Origin of the sequence: Streptomyces sp. SID13031 (assembly GCF_010548305.1) — a bacterium.
Lineage (GTDB): Bacteria > Actinomycetota > Actinomycetes > Propionibacteriales > Kribbellaceae > Kribbella.
On record NZ_JAAGLV010000022.1, the window covers coordinates 77,060 to 92,648 of the forward strand.

Here is a 15,589-nt window from a genome sequence, read left to right on the forward strand (position 1 = left end):
TCTGTGGCGGCCATCCTGCTGCTGGTCGCTGTGCTGGGTCGCCGGCCGGACATGGCGGTGCTCGGCCTGCCGCTGGCGTTCGTGGCCGCGTGGGGACGCTACTTCCGTCCGCATCAGGAGCCGAAGCTCGAGACCGAGCTGGACGCCGACGTGCTGTTCGAAGGACAGGCGACGACGTATCGCCTAAAGGTGGCCGAGGGGCTGGATCCGGACGTCGACCTGGTCGTCATGGCCCTGGTCCGGACGCCCTGGTTCCGCTACGACCCGCCGCAGGCCGCCATAGCCGAGCCTGCGGCGCAGGGCGCGGTGTCTGTCGAGGTGGGCCTGCGCTCTGAGCGTTGGGGCCTGCGGCAACTGGAGCACCCGAATGTGATCGCCACGTCCGTCCTGGGCGCCTACCGGGTGGAGGTGGCGCCTGCCGGCGCTCAGGCCGTCAGTACCTTGCCACTGCGCGACGGGTTCGAGGCAGTCGACGCAGTACCGCGTCCTGCCGGCCTGGTTGGCCTGCACCGCTCCAGGCGGCCCGGTGAGGGCACTGAGCTGGCAGGGGTCAGGCCGTTCCGTACCGGCGACAGGCTGCGCCGGATCAACTGGAAGGTGTCGGCTCGTACGCGCGAGCTGCACGTCACGTCGACCTGGTCCGACCGCGACACCGAGGTCGTCATCCTGCTCGACACGGGCGCCGAGGTCGGCATCAGTGAAGGCATCGACGGCCGGTCGAGCAGCCTGGACACAGCAGTCCGCGCAGCCGCCTCCATCGCAGAGCACTACCTGCGACACGGCGACCGGGTCCGCCTGATCGACACCGGTACTACGGTCGGCGGCGTGCGAGCCGGTAGCGGCCGGGCCCACCTGCGCCGGATCCTCGACGTACTGGTGCACGCGGATCGCAAGGGCCGTCAGCAGGATGAGAAGCAGCTCGCCCAGCGCCACCGGATCCGCTCGGACAGCTTGGTGATCGTGCTGAGCCCGTTGCTGCGCAAGGAGATGCTCGGCTACATCGTCACGCTGGTCCACTCGGGCTGCACGGTGATCGCCGTCGACACACTGCCGCCGGACGTGGCCGACGTGATCGATCTCGAACAGCACGACGCGAAGAGCTGGCCGCTGGCCTGGCGGCTCCGGCTGCTCGAGCGCCGCGCGGAGCTCGACCGGCTGGGCGACCTCGGCGTACCGACTGTCGGTTGGCGTGGAGCCGGGACGCTGGACGAGGTACTGCGGGACGCGGCGCGGGTCGCCTCGGCGCCGAGGATGCGGTCATGAGCGGCGCGGAGAGGATCAGCCAATGGCTGGTGCAACTCCAGGCGACGGGCTCGGCGACCTGGGCCGCGCGGTCGGCGATCGCGGTGGCCGGCCTGGTAGCACTCGTACTGCCCGGGTTGCAGCCGTGGGACCAGATGGACGCGATCCCGGTCGCCGGGTCGTTCCTGCTGGTCGCGTGCGTGTTGTTGCCGGACTCCCTGGCCGCGTTAATGTTCTTGATCGTGGTCTGCGGCGGATGGTTGATGCGGGCACCCAGCGACCTGACGTATGCGGTGGTGCTCACCGGGATCGCCTTGCTGGTAGTGCATCTGGCCTCCGCGTTCGCCGGGCAGATCCCGTCGTATGCTGTCGTCGGCCGGCAGGCGATGCGGAAATGGTTGCTGCCGGCAACGCTCGCGGCCTTGCTCGCGCCGGTCGTCGCGGTGGCCGCCGGGCTGGTGCGCGGCGCCGACGTACCGGGGTCGTTGTTCGTGACGGTGGCGGCGCTGGCGGCCGCGACGGCGGCGGTCTGGTTCGCCTCCGGGCAGCCGATCGGGGGGAACTCAGCTCAGGCTGGTGAGTAGTTCGGTGGCCCACTCGGAGGTGATCGGGTTCCGGCCGGTCACCTGCATCGCAGCCATCACGGTCAGCAACATGCCGGTGGCCAGGAAGTGGGTCACCTCCGGCGGGGTGGCGCCGGTCAGCTCGCCGATCAGGTGGTGGATGCTGCCGAAGCGGGCCCGGACGGTGTCGCCGATGGCGGGGTCCGCGCTGGCGGAGAAGCCGTGCAGCAGGACGACCAGCAGCTCTCGCTCGGGGATCAGCTCCTCGTAGGCGTCGGCCAGGCTGTGCAGCGTGGGCTCCCGGTCGGCGGCCCGGCGGAACGACTCCTCGATCCGGTCGCAGACCCGGTTGGTGGTGGCCAGGAAGAGCTGCTGCTTGGTGCCGAACAGCCGGATCACGTAGGGCTGCGAGACTCCCGCCAGGCGCGCGATCTCGTCGGTCTTCGTGCCTGCGTACCCGTTGGCGCCGAACGCCACCACGGCCGCTTGCAGGACCTCTTCGCTGCGCTCCGCCGCGGTCAGCCTGGTCTTCGTCATGACACCCTCTCCTCGGTCACTTGACATGTTATCAGTCGATGCATACCTTGTGGGAGACGAAGTTATCAGTCAATAACAACAAGGGAGCAGGACATGACCTCGACCGCCCTCGAACCCGCCGCGCCGCCGCCGGCGGTCGACGAGCCCGCCGTACGGCGCTCCCTGGCCACCGTGCTCGCCGTGGTGGGCATCCCGATGTTCATGGTGACGCTGGACAACCTGGTGGTGACGAACGCGCTACCGGTGATCAAGACCGAACTCGGCGCCTCGCTGACCGACCTGCAGTGGTTCATCAACGCCTACACGCTGTCCTTCGCGGCGCTGCTGCTGACCGCCTCGGCGATCGGTGACCGGCTCGGCCGGCGGCGGATCTTCCTGGCCGGCATCGCGCTCTTCACGCTCGCCTCGGCGGCCTGCGCGCTGGCCACCGAGTCGTGGATGCTGATCGGGGCCCGGGCGATCCAGGGGGTCGGTGCGGCGGCGGTGATGCCGTTGTCGCTGACGCTGCTCGCGGCCGCGGTACCGGCTCGTCAGCGCAGCGCGGCGATCGGTATCTGGGGCGGTATCTCCGGCCTCGGTGTCGCGGTCGGCCCGGTCGTCGGTGGAGTGGTCGTCGACGGCATCAACTGGAAGTGGATCTTCTGGCTGAACGTGCCGATCGGGCTGATCGCACTCCCGCTGGCGGCTCGCGTGCTGACCGAATCCCGCGGGCGCCGGCAGAAGCTCGACCTGCTCGGCCTGGTGCTGTCCGCGAGCAGCGTGTTCGCCATCGTCTGGGGTGTGGTGCACGGTGCCGATGACGGTTGGTCCTCGGCCAGGATCCTGACCGCGCTGATCGGTGGCGGCGCGTTGCTGGTGGCCTTCCTGGTCTGGGAGCACCGGGCGCCCGCGCCGATGCTGCCGCTGCGGTTGTTCCGTAGCAGAGCCTTCAGCGTCGTCAACGCGACCGCCTTCACCTTCTCCGTCGGCGTCTTCGGGGCGGTCTTCCTGCTGGCGCAGTTCTTCCAGGTCGTCCAGGGCTACACGCCGCTGGAGTCGGGGCTGCGCACGCTGCCCTGGACGATGGCGCCGATGGTGGTCGCGCCGCTGGCCGGCCTCGTCGTCGACCGGGTCGGGCCGCGCGTGCTGATCGCGACCGGACAGGTCTTCCTGGCCACCGCGCTGGCCTGGATCGCGCTCGTCACCAGCATCGAGGTCACCTACGGCTCGTTCGTCGTTCCTTTCGTGCTCGCCGGGATCGGGATGGGCCTCACCTTCGCCCCTTCGGCGAGCATCGTGATGGCGAGCTTCTCAGACGCCGACCGGGGGGTCGCGTCGGGCACCAACAACACGATCCGCGAGGTCGGCGTCGCGATGGGCGTCGCAGTCCTGGCCTCGGTCTTCGCCTCCGCCGGGTCGTACGCCAGCCCCACGGAGTACGTCGACGGCCTGGTACCCGCGGTCTGGGTCGGCGCCGCGGTCGTGGCCGTGGGCGCAGTACTGGCCCTGCTCCTCCCGGGCCGCCGCCGCTGACCGTCGTTATTGATGGCCGGGACCGCACTGCCGGTCCCGGCCATTACTGTTTGGATGTGCTCGACGCAGATGACGTACGCCGGATCGCCCTGTCCCTCCCGCAAGTGGTGGAGAAGGAACGCTGGCGCCATCCGACCTTCGACGTCGCCGGCCGGATGTTCCTCACCATCCCCGACGACCAGACCTCCTTCGCCGTCCGCTGCCCCCAGCTGGAACGCTCCGAACTCATCGCCGCCGAACCGGACAAGTTCTGGGTCCCCAACCACGAGGCCGGCTCCAGCTGGGTCCGCGCCCGCCTGGCAGCCCTGGAAGACGCCGACGAACTCCACGACATCCTCCTGGACTCCTGGCACCAAGCCGCGCCGGAAAGCCTGACCGCCGAGCTCAGCTAGCTGAACGGCGGAATCTGATCAGGGGGTAGATCGGCACTGCGGTGTTGCCGCGGGCCGGGCCGGGGAAGGTTGTGGCGCCGTCCAGGTAGAGGCCGTACTGCGCGGCGCGGGCGACCAGGAGGGGGAGGGCGTCCTCGGATCGGTGCTCGTTCGGGGTGCGGCCGGCGGCGTAGCGGGAGGACTCTGGCTTCTCGGTGGTGGTGATGAAGACGCCGTCGGGGCGTAGTACCCGGGAGGCCTCGGCCAGGACCTGGGTGCTGTCGTCGAGTAGATGCAGGAGCCAGATGGCCAGTACTGCGTCGCAGCGGCGGTCGGCGATCGGGAGGCGGGTCGCATCGGCGGCAGCGACGTGGCCGGGAAGGCGGACGCGAGCGTGGTGGAGCATCGCAGGGGACAGGTCGAGGCCGTGCATCAAGTTGCCGTGGGCAACCAGTTCGGCGGCGACCAGGCCGGTGCCGACGGCGAGTTCGAGCACCCGGCCGCCCTTGGGCAGCAACTCCATGACCGCCTCGGCCGCTGCCTGGGCGCGCTCGGTACCACCTCGGGTCTCGTCGTACCGGGCGGCCTCGGCTTCGTCGTACCGGAGCTTGCGCGGCACGGCCCACAGCGAGGGCCAGGCGATGCCGACCTCGGCGAGCATCCGGCGGACCAAGGGCAACGAGATGCCGACGACGTTGTGGTAATCGCCCTCGATGCCGGCCACGAACGGGCCGCCGAGACCGTCGACGGTGAACGAGCCCGCGACGACCAACGGCTCGCCGGTCGCGACATACGCGTCGATCTCGGCGTCGGTGAGGTCGGCGAAGCGCACAGTTGTCGAGGCGAGCTCGCGGAGCTCCTGCCGGGTCCTGGTGTCGAACAGGCAATGGCCGGTATGCAGGATGCCGGTGCCGCCGCTCATCATCCGCAGCCGCTCGCGGGCGACCTCCGGCGTACCGGGTTTGCCGTAGGCGACGCCGTCGATCTCCAGCACCGAGTCGCAGCCGAGCACGGTCGCGTGGTCGGTCAGCGTGGAGACGACCGCGCGCGCCTTCAGGGTCGCGAGCGCACGGGCCAGCTCGCCGGGGCTCTCCGCGGTGACGTTGTCCTCGTCGACGCCGGAGACGATCACCTCGGGCTCGACTCCCGCGTTGCGCAGGGTCTTCAGCCGAGCGGGCGACTGCGAGGCAAGCACAAATCTCACCGGGGCGCTCATCGGGGCGCTCACAGTTTTGCGAGGGCGCGACGGAGCGGGTCCAGGCCGATCGAGCCCAGGTTCAGCGCGTCGGAGTGGAAGGTCCGCAGGTCGAACGCGGAACCCTGACGCTGCTTGGCCTCCTCGCGCGCCTGCAGCCAGATCCGCTCGCCGACCTTGTAGGACGGCGCCTGCCCGGGCCAGCCGAGGTAGCGGTTGAGCTCGGCGCGGAGGAACTCGGTCTCCATCCGCGAGTGCGCCCGGAGGAACTCGAACCCGAGCTCGGCGTTCCAGGTCTCGCCCGGCCGCCAGCCGAACGGGTTGTCGCGCGGGACGGCCAGCTGCAGGTGCATACCGATGTCGACGACGACCCGGGCCGCGCGGAAACCCTGCGCGTCCAGCATGCCGAGCCGGGCGCCGGGCTCTTCGAGGTATCCGAGTTCTTCCATCAGCCGTTCGGAGTACAGGGCCCAGCCCTCGCCGTGGCCGGAGACCCAGCAGCCGACGCGCTGCCAGCGGTTGAGCAGGTCGGTGCGCAGCATCGTCTGAGCGACCTGGAGGTGATGCCCGGGCACGCCTTCGTGGTAGACGGTGGTGATCTCACGCCAGGTGGTGAAGTCCTCGAGGCCGGCCGGCACGGCCCACCACATCCGGCCCGGCCGGGTGGTCAGGTCCTCGCTCGGCGGGGTGTAGTAGATCGAGCCGTCCGTGGTCGGCGCGATCATGCACTCGATCCGCTTGATCGAGTCGGGGATGTCGAAGTGGGTCCCGGCCAGCTCCTCGACGGCGGCGTCGGCGAGCTGCTGCATCCAGTCGCGGAGCGCCTCCTTGCCGTGGATCTTGCGGGCCGGGTCGTTGTCGAGCAGCTCCGCGACCGCCTCGATACTGCGGTCGCCGCCGTTCAGCGAGGCCGCGATGGACTGCATCTCGCCCTCGATCCGGGCCAGCTCCTGCCAGCCCCAGGCATAGGTCTCCTCGAGGTCGACGGCCGCGCCGAGGAACTTGCGCGAGGCGAGCTCGTAGACCTCGCGGCCACACGCGTCCCGGCTCGGGGCCTGCGGCAGCAGATCGGTCGTCAGCCACTGGCCGAACTGGTCGTAGGCCTTCCGCGCGGAAGCAGCGGCCGCTTCGACGGTCGTCTTGATCGCGGTGTCCGGAGCCTGCGCGGCGAGACCGGCGAAGAAGTCGTCACCGTCGGCACCGGTCCAGCTGGCGATCCGCTCGGCCAGTACTTCGACCTGACGCCGGGCGGACACCCGGCCGGCGGCGGCCTGCTCGGTCAGGGTGTCGCGGAAGCCGTCGAGCGTCGTACCGACCAGGTTCAGCCGGATCGCGATTGTCTCCCAGTCGTCCTGCGTCGCCGTCGGCATCAGGTCGAAGACCTGGCGGATGTCGACCGCCACACAGGAGATCGCGTTCAGCTGATGCTGCTGTACGCCGGCCTCGTAGCTCTCGACCTCGAGCCCGAGCCGCTCCAGCAGCGCGTCCCTGGCGACCTCTTCACGCGGAGACGTGGCCTGTACTGCGGACGCCTCGGCGACCGTCTGGCGGTGCAGCTCGATCAGCGCCTCGAACCCGGCCGGTGAGTAGTCCGGCAGCTCGTGGTCGTGGCCCTGGATCCCCATGAAGGTCGACTCGGTCGGGTCCAGCGCGGCATACGCCTCGAGGAACCGCTCGGAGATCTGGTCGATCGGGCCATTGGGTGTGGTCGCATCGGTCACCAGACCGACACTACCGCGCGCCTGAGCCCAGCGGCCGGTACTGTGTCGCTCGCTCGCCGGTGGGAGTTACGCCGCAGCCAGTAGTCAGTGAGTGGTCGATGAAGGAGATACGGCGTGACGCAGCCGCCTTACGGTCAGCAGCCGTACCAGCAGCAGCCCTACCAGCAGCAACCGCCGTACCAGCAGCCGCCGTACCAGTACGGGCCGCCGTCGGTCGCGCCGCAGCAGGGCCAGGGGCTCGGGTGGGGGCCGCAGTTCGCTCCGCCACCCGGTCCGCCGGGCTACCCGCGGCAGGGGTTCCAGCCGGGCTGGCAGCAGCAGTTGCCGCCGCGGAAGAAGTCCAAGGCGCCGCTGTTCGCGATCCTGGGCGTCGTCCTGTTCGCGGTCGCCGGGCTGTGGATCTTCGGCGTGATCAAGAAGAACGCCGACAACCAGTACACCCAGCCGACGTACTCGGCGCCGACCTACCGGTCGACCCAGGGACCGGTCCCCACCACGACAGCCGAGCCGACCGAGCAGCCGACCGCCAGCAAGCCGACTACCACCAGGCCGACGACGACCCGGCCGACCAGGAAGGCGACGTCCAAGGCGACACCGCCGCCGCCGTCGAACCTGGACATCGTGGCCAGGAACTCGCTCTACCAGACCGGCCCGATGCGTACGGTGAACTGCAAGGAACCGAACATCAAGCCGAACACGGCGGCGAACGCGGCGAAGTACTGGGCCCGGATCAAGCCCTGCCTGGATCTCTCGTGGGCGCGCCAGATCGCCTTGGCGGGGTACAAGTTCGAGGCGCCGTCGATGCTCTACTGGTCCGGGACCAGCGTGAGCAACCCCTGTGGCAGCGGCGCGGTCGCCGTGCCGTTCTACTGCAGCGCGAACCACATGATGTACATGAAGGTCGACAACTTCGTGAAGACCTACAACCAGTACCCGAGCGCGGAGGACAAGGCCTACGCCCGGATGTGGTACTCGCGGTCGATCGCCCACGAGTACGGCCACGCCATGCAGTCCGTGACCGGCATCCTCGAAGCGTCGTACGACCTCCAGTACGAGCTGAACAGCTCGGCCGACCGGCTGCGGCAGACCCGGCGGATGGAGCTGCAGGCCAACTGTTTCGCCGGCGTCTTCCTGGCCGCCAACAAGCGCAGCTACCCGGTCAACGGCCTGATGCTGAAGGTCTGGAACCAGTGGGTCGTCACAGCCGGTGACAAGCCCGAGCAGGGCGACCACGGCAGCGTCGCCAGCCAGGCCCGCTTCATGGGCCGCTCATTCATCACCGGCAACCCAGCCAGCTGCAACACCTTCGCCGCCTCTCCCCGCAGCGTCACCTGATCCTGAGTCGTCCCAACTGCCCGGTACGTCGTACAGTGCCCCGGTGTGTTGCTGCTGCGGCACCGGAATACGCAGCAGCAACACCTCAACCCGCCTTGGCGTCCAGCAACTGCAGTAGTTCGTGGGCAGCCAGCTCGATCTCCTTGTGGCGCCACTCGGCGGCCCGGTAGACGCAGGCGATCAGCCCGGTCCGATGCAAGCGCCGCAGGTCGCCGTACCCGAAGCCGAACCTGGCCTTGGTCTCGTCGCCGGCGCCGACGGTCAGCCCTAGGTGCCACCGCCCGTACTCCTCCCACGAGTGCGACTCGAGGAACTTGTTCTGCGCCTCCGCACCCGGCTGGGCCGCGCCCCAGTCGCTGTCCAGCACATACTGCCGGCCCTCGATCAGCCGCTTCGCGTACTCCACCGCCTGCTCATTGACCTCGTACTTCGCCATACGAGCCCTAGTGCCCAGAAACGGCTCGGCGTAGCCGTTCCCGCGGGGGCTGTTACGGGTGGGCGCTGGTGCGCCAGGCGTTGGGGCCTGGGTGGAGGGGGCGGGTGTGGTTGCGCCAGTAGGTAGCCCAGTTGCTCGCTCGGTCGGGCTCGGGGGCGGCGGCTGGGGTGGCTGCTGCGCGCGCTGAGACGACGGCTAGCAGGGCGGCCAGTTCCTCGGGTGTTGGGTCGCCCTTGGCGATACGTAGTACGGGGTCAGTCATGGGGGACTCCGATCACAGGGCAGCCATTACAGGGGGATGTTGCCGTGCTTCTTGGGCGGGAGGGTGTCGCGCTTGGTGCGGAGCAGGCGCAGGGCGCGGATGATCTCGGCGCGGGTCTCGCTGGGCCTGATCACCGCGTCGATGTAGCCGCGCTCGGCCGCGATGTACGGGTTGGCGAGATGGTCCTCGTACTCCGTGATGAACTGCCGGCGTTGCGCCTCGATGTCCTCGCCGGCTTCGGCGGCCGCGGCCAGCTCGCGCCGGTGCAGGATGTTGACCGCGCCCTGGGCGCCCATCACGGCGATCTGCGCGGTCGGCCAGGCCAGGTTGATATCCGCGCCGAGGTGCTTGGAGCCCATCACGTCGTACGCGCCGCCGTAGGCCTTGCGGGTGATCGTGGTGATCATCGGCACGGTCGCCTCGGCGTAGGCGTAGATCAGCTTGGCGCCGCGGCGGATGATGCCGTTCCACTCCTGGTCGGTGCCCGGCAGGAAGCCCGGCACGTCGACGAAGGTCAGGATCGGCACGTTGAACGCGTCGCAGGTGCGGACGAACCGGGCCGCCTTCTCGGAGGCGTCGATGTCGAGGGTGCCGGCGAACTGCATCGGCTGGTTCGCGACCACGCCGACCGGGCGGCCCTCGACCCGGCCGAAGCCGACGATCAGGTTCGGCGCGAAGAGCGTCTGGACCTCGAGGAACTCGGCCTCGTCGACGACCGCCTCGATCACCGCGTGCATGTCGTAGGGCTGGTTCGGCGAGTCGGGGATCAGCGTGTCGAGCGCGAGATCGGTCTCGCCGACCTCCAGGTCGGCGTCGAAGTCGTACGCCGGCGGGTCCTCGAGGTTGTTCTGCGGGAGGTGCGAGACGAGGGCCTTGACCCAGTCGATCGCGTCCTCCTCGTCGCTGCCCAGGTAGTGCGCGTTACCCGACTTGGTGTTGTGCGTCCGGGCGCCGCCGAGCTCTTCCTGGGTGACGTCCTCGCCGGTGACGGTCTTGATCACGTCCGGGCCGGTGATGAACATGTACGACGACTCGTCGACCATCACGGTGAAGTCGGTGACCGCGGGGGAGTAGACGGCGCCGCCCGCGCACGGGCCCATGATCAGCGAGATCTGCGGGATCACACCCGATGCGCGCACGTTGCGGCGGAAGATCTCGCCGTACAGGCCGAGGCTGACGACGCCTTCCTGGATCCGGGCGCCGCCGGAGTCGTTGATGCCGATCAGCGGGCAGCCGATCTTCATCGCCAGATCCATCACCTTGACGATCTTCTCGCCGAAGACCTCACCCAGGCTGCCGCCGAAGATGGTGAAGTCCTGGGCGAACACGCAGACCTGGCGGCCGTCGATGGTGCCGAAACCGGTCACCACGCCGTCGCCGTACGGGCGGGTGGCGTCCATCCCGAAGGAGCTCGACCGGTGCCGGGCGAACTCGTCCAGCTCGGAGAAGGAGCCCTCGTCCAGCAGCAGCGCGATCCGCTCCCGGGCGGTCTTCTTGCCCCGGGCGTGCTGCTTCTCCACCGCGCGCTCGGACCCGGCGTGCACGGCTTCGTCCAGCCGGTGCGCCAGGTCCGCGAGCTTCCCGGCGGTGGTGTGGATGTTCACGGTCTCTCCCATAACCGGGCAGCCTAACTTCCCTGAGCCGGTTCGTGTGCTGTGACGTCTACCGCAACGTTACTAAGCAGTACATCGTTAGCGAGGGCCCACCACGAAGAGTTTGGTGAGGCGGGCGGCGAGGGCGAGGTCGCCGCGGACCGAGAGGCGTTGTTTCAGCACGGCGAGGACCGGGTCCTCGTTGCCGGTGACGATCTTCAGCAGGGTGGCCGGGTCGGTACGGACCGAGATGGCCGGTGGGTCGGAGTGGCCGGTGAGCACCTCGCAGGCGCCGTCGCTGACCCGGATCCGGTACTCGTCGACGCCACCGCCACCCGCGCCGGTGATCTGCCAGGCGATCACCGCGTCGAAACCCTCCGCCCGGGCCGGGCGGAGGTACTCCGGCATCCGGCGAAAGATCTCGCGCAACGCGATCTCTCGCACGCCCCCGATGAGCCGATGCCGGAGCTCTCGCTCCGAGGTCCGGTCGACCAGGCGGGCCAGCTCACCGACATCGAGCTCGGTGAAATCCTTCGACTCCAACCACACCGCGCTACCGCGTTCGGCCACTCAACACGACCTCCCCGGCAGTTCCTACCAGACCGTAGGAATTTCCTATGAGCTGATAGCTTTGTCAAGTGGTCAGCCCTGAAGACCCGGTTGCGGAACCTCGCCGCCGTGCCGCGCACCTGGGTCCGGAGCGCCGGCGCCCGCTGATCCTGGACGCGGCCCTCGAGGTGTTCTCCGAGCGCGGCTACGCCGGTACGACGATGCAGTCGGTGGCGGATGCGGCCGGCGTCACCAAACCCGTCGTCTACGACTCCTTCGCCAACCGCGACGACCTGCTGCTCGCCCTGCTGGCTCGAGAGGAGCAGTACCTGGTCCTCTCGATCATGGCCGCGCTGCCGGCCGACCCGACCGTCGGTACGCCGCAGGAGCACGTGCTCGAGGGCCTGACCGCATTCCTGGAGACGGCGGCCAAGTCGCCGCAGTCGTGGCGGATCGTCTTCGGAGCTCAGTACGGCGCCGCCCCGGCGGTGGCCGACCGCGTCCGGGCGGCGCGCGCGTTCCTGGTCGAGGGCTTGCGGCTGACCCTGGTGCAATCGTTGCCGGGCGTCACCGACCCGGACGCCAACCTCCCGGTCCTGGCCGAGATGCTCGCCTCGATGACCGAGAGCTGCGCCCGGATGCTCGTCGTCGACGGCACCGACCGCACCCCGGCCCAACTCGCCCAGACCGTCTCCCAGCTCGTCGGCGGCGGTTTCAGCAACATCTAGTGCTCTGAGCCGTCACGGTTGGTCACGATCGGCGCTCACTAGTCGGACTGGGAGGCGAGAGAGCGCGGCCACAGATATCGTGGGCGAACGTGACCGAGACCGGCAGTCAGGCGAGCGCCCGCACCCGTACCCGCGCACGTTTCGAAGTCCCCGAGGAACTGCGTGCCGACGTGCGCCTGCTGGGCGAGCTGCTCGGCCGGGTGCTGGTCGAGTACGCGGGTCAGCCGCTGCTCGACGACGTCGAGAAGCTGCGTGAGCTGACCATCGCCGGTGACGGCGCGGGGGCCGAGGCGCTGGTCGCCTCCTGGCCGCACGAGCGCGCCGAGGACGTCGCCCGTGCCTTCACCTGCTACTTCCACCTGACCAACCTGAGCGAGGAGCTGCACCGCGCCCGCGTACTGCGCGAGCGTGACCGCTCGGGTGACGCTCCGGCGGTCTCCGAGCTGGCCCAGGCGGTCGAGAAGATCAGCGCGGACGCCGGTGAGCAGCAGGCGCGTGCCCTGCTCAATGGGCTGGAGTTCCGTCCGGTACTGACCGCCCACCCGACCGAGGCACGCCGTCGCGCAGCACTGGCGACCATCCGGCGGATCTCGGCCCTGCTGGAGGAGCGCAGCGACCCGCGGGCCGGTGACAGCGAGCTGGCCGAGAACAAGCGCCGCCTGATCGAGCAGGTCGACATCCTCTGGCGTACGTCGCAGCTGCGGACCAGCCGGCCGACCCCGCTGGACGAGGTCCGCTCGGCGATGGCGGTCTTCGAGGAGACCCTGTTCGACGTCGTCGCCAACGTCTACCGGCGGCTCGACGACGCGCTGGCGGGGGAGTCCGCCGGGGTCAAGCAGCCGGTGGTGGCACCGTTCGTCCGGCTGGGCTCCTGGATCGGCGGCGACCGCGACGGCAACCCGAACGTCACCGCGGCGATCACCCGCGAGGCCATGCAGATCCAGGCCGACCACGTACTGCGGGCGCTCGAGCTGGCGACCGACCGCCTCGGCCGGGCGCTCACCCTGGACGCGGCGACGACCCCGCCCTCCGCGCCGGTCCGCCGGATCCTGGAGGACGCCCGGGCGGTCAACCCCGACCTGATCAGCGACATCGAGACCCGCTCGCCCGCCGAGCCGCATCGCCAGCTACTGCTGCTCGCAGCGCGCCGGCTGGCCGCTACTCGAAGCCGGGACGCCGACTTCGGCTACCCGCGAGCAGCTGACTTCCTGCACGAGCTGAAGGTGCTGCAGGACTCCCTGGTCAGCGCAGGCGCTCTGCGGCAGGCATATGGCGAGCTGCAGCAGCTCATCTGGCAGGTGACCTCGTTCGGCTTCCACCTGGCCGAGCTGGAGGTCCGGCAGCACTCCTCGGTGCACACGAAGGCCCTGGAAGAGGTGCTGAGTGGTGGCGAGCTCTCCGACCAGACCGAGGAGGTGCTGGCCACCCTGCGAGTGATCGGACAGATCCAGCAGCGCTTCGGCCCAGACGCCTGCCGCCGGTACGTCGTGTCCTTCACCCGCAACGCAGGCGACCTGGCTGCCGTCTACGAGCTTGCCGACGCAGCCCTGGACGGCCGGCCGATCGAGCTGGACGTAGTACCCCTGTTCGAGACCGGTGAGGACCTGCAGAACTCGGTGGAGGTGTTGGACAACGCGATCCAGCTCACCCGGGTCCGGCACCGCCTGACGGCCAACGACCGGCGCTTCGAGGTCATGCTCGGCTACTCCGACTCCGCCAAGGACGTCGGACCCGTCTCGGCCACCCTGGCCCTGTACGACGCACAGGCGCGGATCACTGCCTGGGCACAGCGCAACGCGATCCGCCTGACCCTGTTCCACGGCCGAGGTGGAGCACTGGGCCGTGGTGGAGGCCCCGCGAACCGCGCAGTACTGGCTCAGGCGCCCGGGTCGGTCTCTGGCCGCTTCAAGCTCACTGAGCAGGGCGAGGCGATCCCGGCCCGGTACGGCAACGCGGCGATCGCCCAGCGCCACATCGAGCAGGTCACCGCTGCCACGCTGCTCGCGTCGACTCCTGGTATCGAGGAGCGGGCGGTCCACGCGGCCGATCGCTTCGCCGTGGTGGAGAAGACCATGGACGCGGCTTCGCGGACGACGTACCACCGACTGGTGAAGGCGGACGGGTTCGCCGAGTGGTTCGGCCGGGTGACGCCGCTCGAGGAGCTCGGGCAGCTGCCATTGGGCTCCCGCCCGGCTCGCCGTGGTGTTGCCGTGTCGTCCCTGGAGGACCTGCGGGCGATCCCGTGGGTGTTCGCCTGGTCGCAGGCCCGCGTGAACGCACCGGGCTGGTACGGCCTGGGTTCCGCGCTGTCGGCCGTTGGCGACGTCGCAGTACTGCAGGACGCGAACCAGAACTGGCCGCTGTTCCAGGTGATGCTCGAGAACGCCGAGATGTCGCTGGCGAAGACCGACCGCCGGATCCTCGGCCGCTACCTGGAGCTGGGCGACCGGGCCGACCTGACCCAGCAGATGCTGGACGAGCACGAGCTGACCACCGAGTGGGTGCTCAAGGTGCTCGGGGGCGACCGGCTGCTCAGCGGCCGCCGGGTGCTCGGCCGAGCCGTCGAGCTGCGCAACCCGTACGTCGATGCGCTGAGCTACCTGCAGTTGCGAGCCCTCCGGAGTCTGCGGACGGATGACTCGCTCAACGAGGAGCAGATCGTCAGGACCAGGCGGCTGCTCCTGCTGACCGTGTCGGGCGTTGCGGCCGGCCTGCAGAACACCGGCTGATGTTCGAAGATCTGGAGCGGCCGCCCCTCGACGAGAAGTACCTGCAGGGGCGGCTGGTACGACCTGGCTCGCTGTGGAGCCAGGTCGACGTACTGACCGAGACTGAGTCGACCAATGCCGTAGTGGCCGCCGCAGCGCGCTCTGGAGCGCCTGAGGGCCTGGTGGTGACGGCGGAGTACCAGTCGTCGGGCCGTGGGCGGCTGGGGCGTACGTGGACGACTCCGGCGCGCTCTGCGGTGCTCATGTCCGCTCTGCTGCGCCCGACGGGCATCCCTGCGCATCGGTGGCCGTGGCTGGGGCTGCTGGTCCCGCTGGCCGTTGCGTCCGCAGTACGGCGAGTGGGGGAGATCCCTGCGCAGGTGAAGTGGCCTAACGACGTACTGGTCGAGGACCGGAAGCTGGCGGGCATCCTGCTGGAGCGGGTGGACGGGCCTGCGGCCATCGTCGGCATCGGGCTGAACGTGACGCTGAAGGCGACCGAGCGGCCGACCGAGGTGGCGACGTCGCTGGCGCTGGAAGGTGCGGCGACGACTGACCGGGCCACTGTGCTGACCGCGGTACTACGGGAGCTGGCCACGCGCTACCAGGACTGGGTGCGGGCCGATGGCGACCCGGAGGTCATCCTGCCGGACTACCGCGAGCTGTCGGCGACTTTCGGGCAGCAAGTGAGAGTAGAACTACCCGGAGGGGTATTCATCGAGGGCACCGCGTCAGAGCTGGATTCAGACGGTCGCCTGGTCGTGCTCACCGCCGACGGCCCGCACGCACTGGCCGCCGGCGATGTCACACACTTGCGTAGTACTAGCTAGTAAAGAGT

The 15,589-nt window shown here is 69.5% G+C and carries 15 protein-coding genes; 8 read left to right on the top strand and 7 right to left on the bottom strand.

The window, feature by feature from the left end; all coding sequences use genetic code 11:
- Positions 1–3 precede the first annotated feature (3 nt).
- Positions 4–1,263 carry a DUF58 domain-containing protein gene (locus G3I17_RS33650; RefSeq protein ID WP_203591126.1) on the top strand — a complete coding sequence of 420 codons (1,260 nt, stop codon included), beginning with the start codon at positions 4–6 and terminating at the stop codon, positions 1,261–1,263.
- The gene (locus G3I17_RS33655) at positions 1,260–1,826 is read left to right on the top strand and encodes a hypothetical protein (RefSeq protein ID WP_164602260.1); all 567 of its coding nucleotides are present in this window, start codon (positions 1,260–1,262) and stop codon (positions 1,824–1,826) included. The genes G3I17_RS33650 and G3I17_RS33655 overlap by 4 nt, the downstream gene beginning before the upstream one ends.
- Here the strand turns inward: G3I17_RS33655 and G3I17_RS33660 are convergent.
- Entirely contained in the window at positions 1,806–2,342 is a 537-nt protein-coding gene (locus G3I17_RS33660) for a TetR/AcrR family transcriptional regulator (RefSeq protein ID WP_164602261.1), read from the bottom strand. The genes G3I17_RS33655 and G3I17_RS33660 overlap by 21 nt on opposite strands.
- A 93-nt stretch (positions 2,343–2,435) precedes the next feature.
- Between G3I17_RS33660 and G3I17_RS33665 the strand changes: the two genes are divergently transcribed.
- Both G3I17_RS33665 and G3I17_RS33670 read left to right on the top strand, forming a co-directional pair.
- Positions 2,436–3,854, top strand: coding sequence for a DHA2 family efflux MFS transporter permease subunit (locus G3I17_RS33665; RefSeq protein ID WP_164602263.1), 1,419 nt, complete (start codon positions 2,436–2,438; stop codon positions 3,852–3,854).
- Positions 3,855–3,910: 56 nt separating this feature from the next.
- Positions 3,911–4,246 (top strand): MmcQ/YjbR family DNA-binding protein, encoded by a 336-nt coding sequence (locus tag G3I17_RS33670; RefSeq protein ID WP_164602265.1) that lies wholly within the window; start codon positions 3,911–3,913, stop codon positions 4,244–4,246.
- On the opposite strand, the gene G3I17_RS42335 is transcribed toward G3I17_RS33670, so the two are convergent.
- Together G3I17_RS42335 and G3I17_RS33680 are read right to left on the bottom strand one after the other, a co-directional pair.
- Entirely contained in the window at positions 4,239–5,429 is a 1,191-nt protein-coding gene (locus G3I17_RS42335; protein WP_343238507.1) for a Maf family nucleotide pyrophosphatase, read from the bottom strand. The genes G3I17_RS33670 and G3I17_RS42335 overlap by 8 nt on opposite strands.
- A 20-nt stretch (positions 5,430–5,449) precedes the next feature.
- Positions 5,450–7,141 (bottom strand): DUF885 domain-containing protein, encoded by a 1,692-nt coding sequence (locus G3I17_RS33680; RefSeq protein ID WP_203591128.1) that lies wholly within the window; start codon positions 7,139–7,141, stop codon positions 5,450–5,452.
- Positions 7,142–7,255: 114 nt separating this feature from the next.
- Between G3I17_RS33680 and G3I17_RS42340 the strand changes: the two genes are divergently transcribed.
- On the top strand, positions 7,256–8,476 hold the full coding sequence (locus G3I17_RS42340; RefSeq protein ID WP_164602269.1) for a neutral zinc metallopeptidase: 1,221 nt from the start codon (positions 7,256–7,258) through the stop codon (positions 8,474–8,476).
- Positions 8,477–8,561: 85 nt separating this feature from the next.
- Here the strand turns inward: G3I17_RS42340 and G3I17_RS33690 are convergent, their stop codons facing one another.
- The 4 genes from G3I17_RS33690 to G3I17_RS33705 all read right to left on the bottom strand — a co-directional run bounded on the left by G3I17_RS33690 (position 8,562) and on the right by G3I17_RS33705 (position 11,336).
- Positions 8,562–8,912: a hypothetical protein gene (locus tag G3I17_RS33690; RefSeq protein WP_164602271.1), complete on the bottom strand. Its 351-nt coding sequence runs from the start codon at positions 8,910–8,912 to the stop codon at positions 8,562–8,564.
- A 52-nt stretch (positions 8,913–8,964) separates the two neighbouring features.
- A complete protein-coding gene (locus G3I17_RS33695; RefSeq protein ID WP_164602273.1) occupies positions 8,965–9,174 on the bottom strand; it encodes an acyl-CoA carboxylase subunit epsilon in 210 nt (69 codons plus the stop codon).
- A 26-nt stretch (positions 9,175–9,200) separates the two neighbouring features.
- A complete protein-coding gene (locus G3I17_RS33700) occupies positions 9,201–10,790 on the bottom strand; it encodes an acyl-CoA carboxylase subunit beta (RefSeq protein ID WP_164602275.1) in 1,590 nt (529 codons plus the stop codon).
- A gap of 75 nt (positions 10,791–10,865) precedes the next feature.
- Positions 10,866–11,336: an SCP2 sterol-binding domain-containing protein gene (locus tag G3I17_RS33705; RefSeq protein WP_164602277.1), complete on the bottom strand. Its 471-nt coding sequence runs from the start codon at positions 11,334–11,336 to the stop codon at positions 10,866–10,868.
- A 68-nt stretch (positions 11,337–11,404) separates the two neighbouring features.
- On the opposite strand from G3I17_RS33705, the gene G3I17_RS33710 reads away from it, so the two are divergent.
- The 3 genes from G3I17_RS33710 to G3I17_RS33720 all read left to right on the top strand — a co-directional run bounded on the left by G3I17_RS33710 (position 11,405) and on the right by G3I17_RS33720 (position 15,581).
- Positions 11,405–12,043, top strand: coding sequence for a TetR/AcrR family transcriptional regulator (locus G3I17_RS33710; protein WP_164602279.1), 639 nt, complete (start codon positions 11,405–11,407; stop codon positions 12,041–12,043).
- Positions 12,044–12,132: 89 nt separating this feature from the next.
- On the top strand, positions 12,133–14,772 hold the full coding sequence (locus G3I17_RS33715) for a phosphoenolpyruvate carboxylase (RefSeq protein WP_164602281.1): 2,640 nt from the start codon (positions 12,133–12,135) through the stop codon (positions 14,770–14,772).
- On the top strand, positions 14,772–15,581 hold the full coding sequence (locus G3I17_RS33720; protein ID WP_164602283.1) for a biotin--[acetyl-CoA-carboxylase] ligase: 810 nt from the start codon (positions 14,772–14,774) through the stop codon (positions 15,579–15,581). The genes G3I17_RS33715 and G3I17_RS33720 overlap by 1 nt, the downstream gene beginning before the upstream one ends.
- Positions 15,582–15,589: the final 8 nt, after the last annotated feature.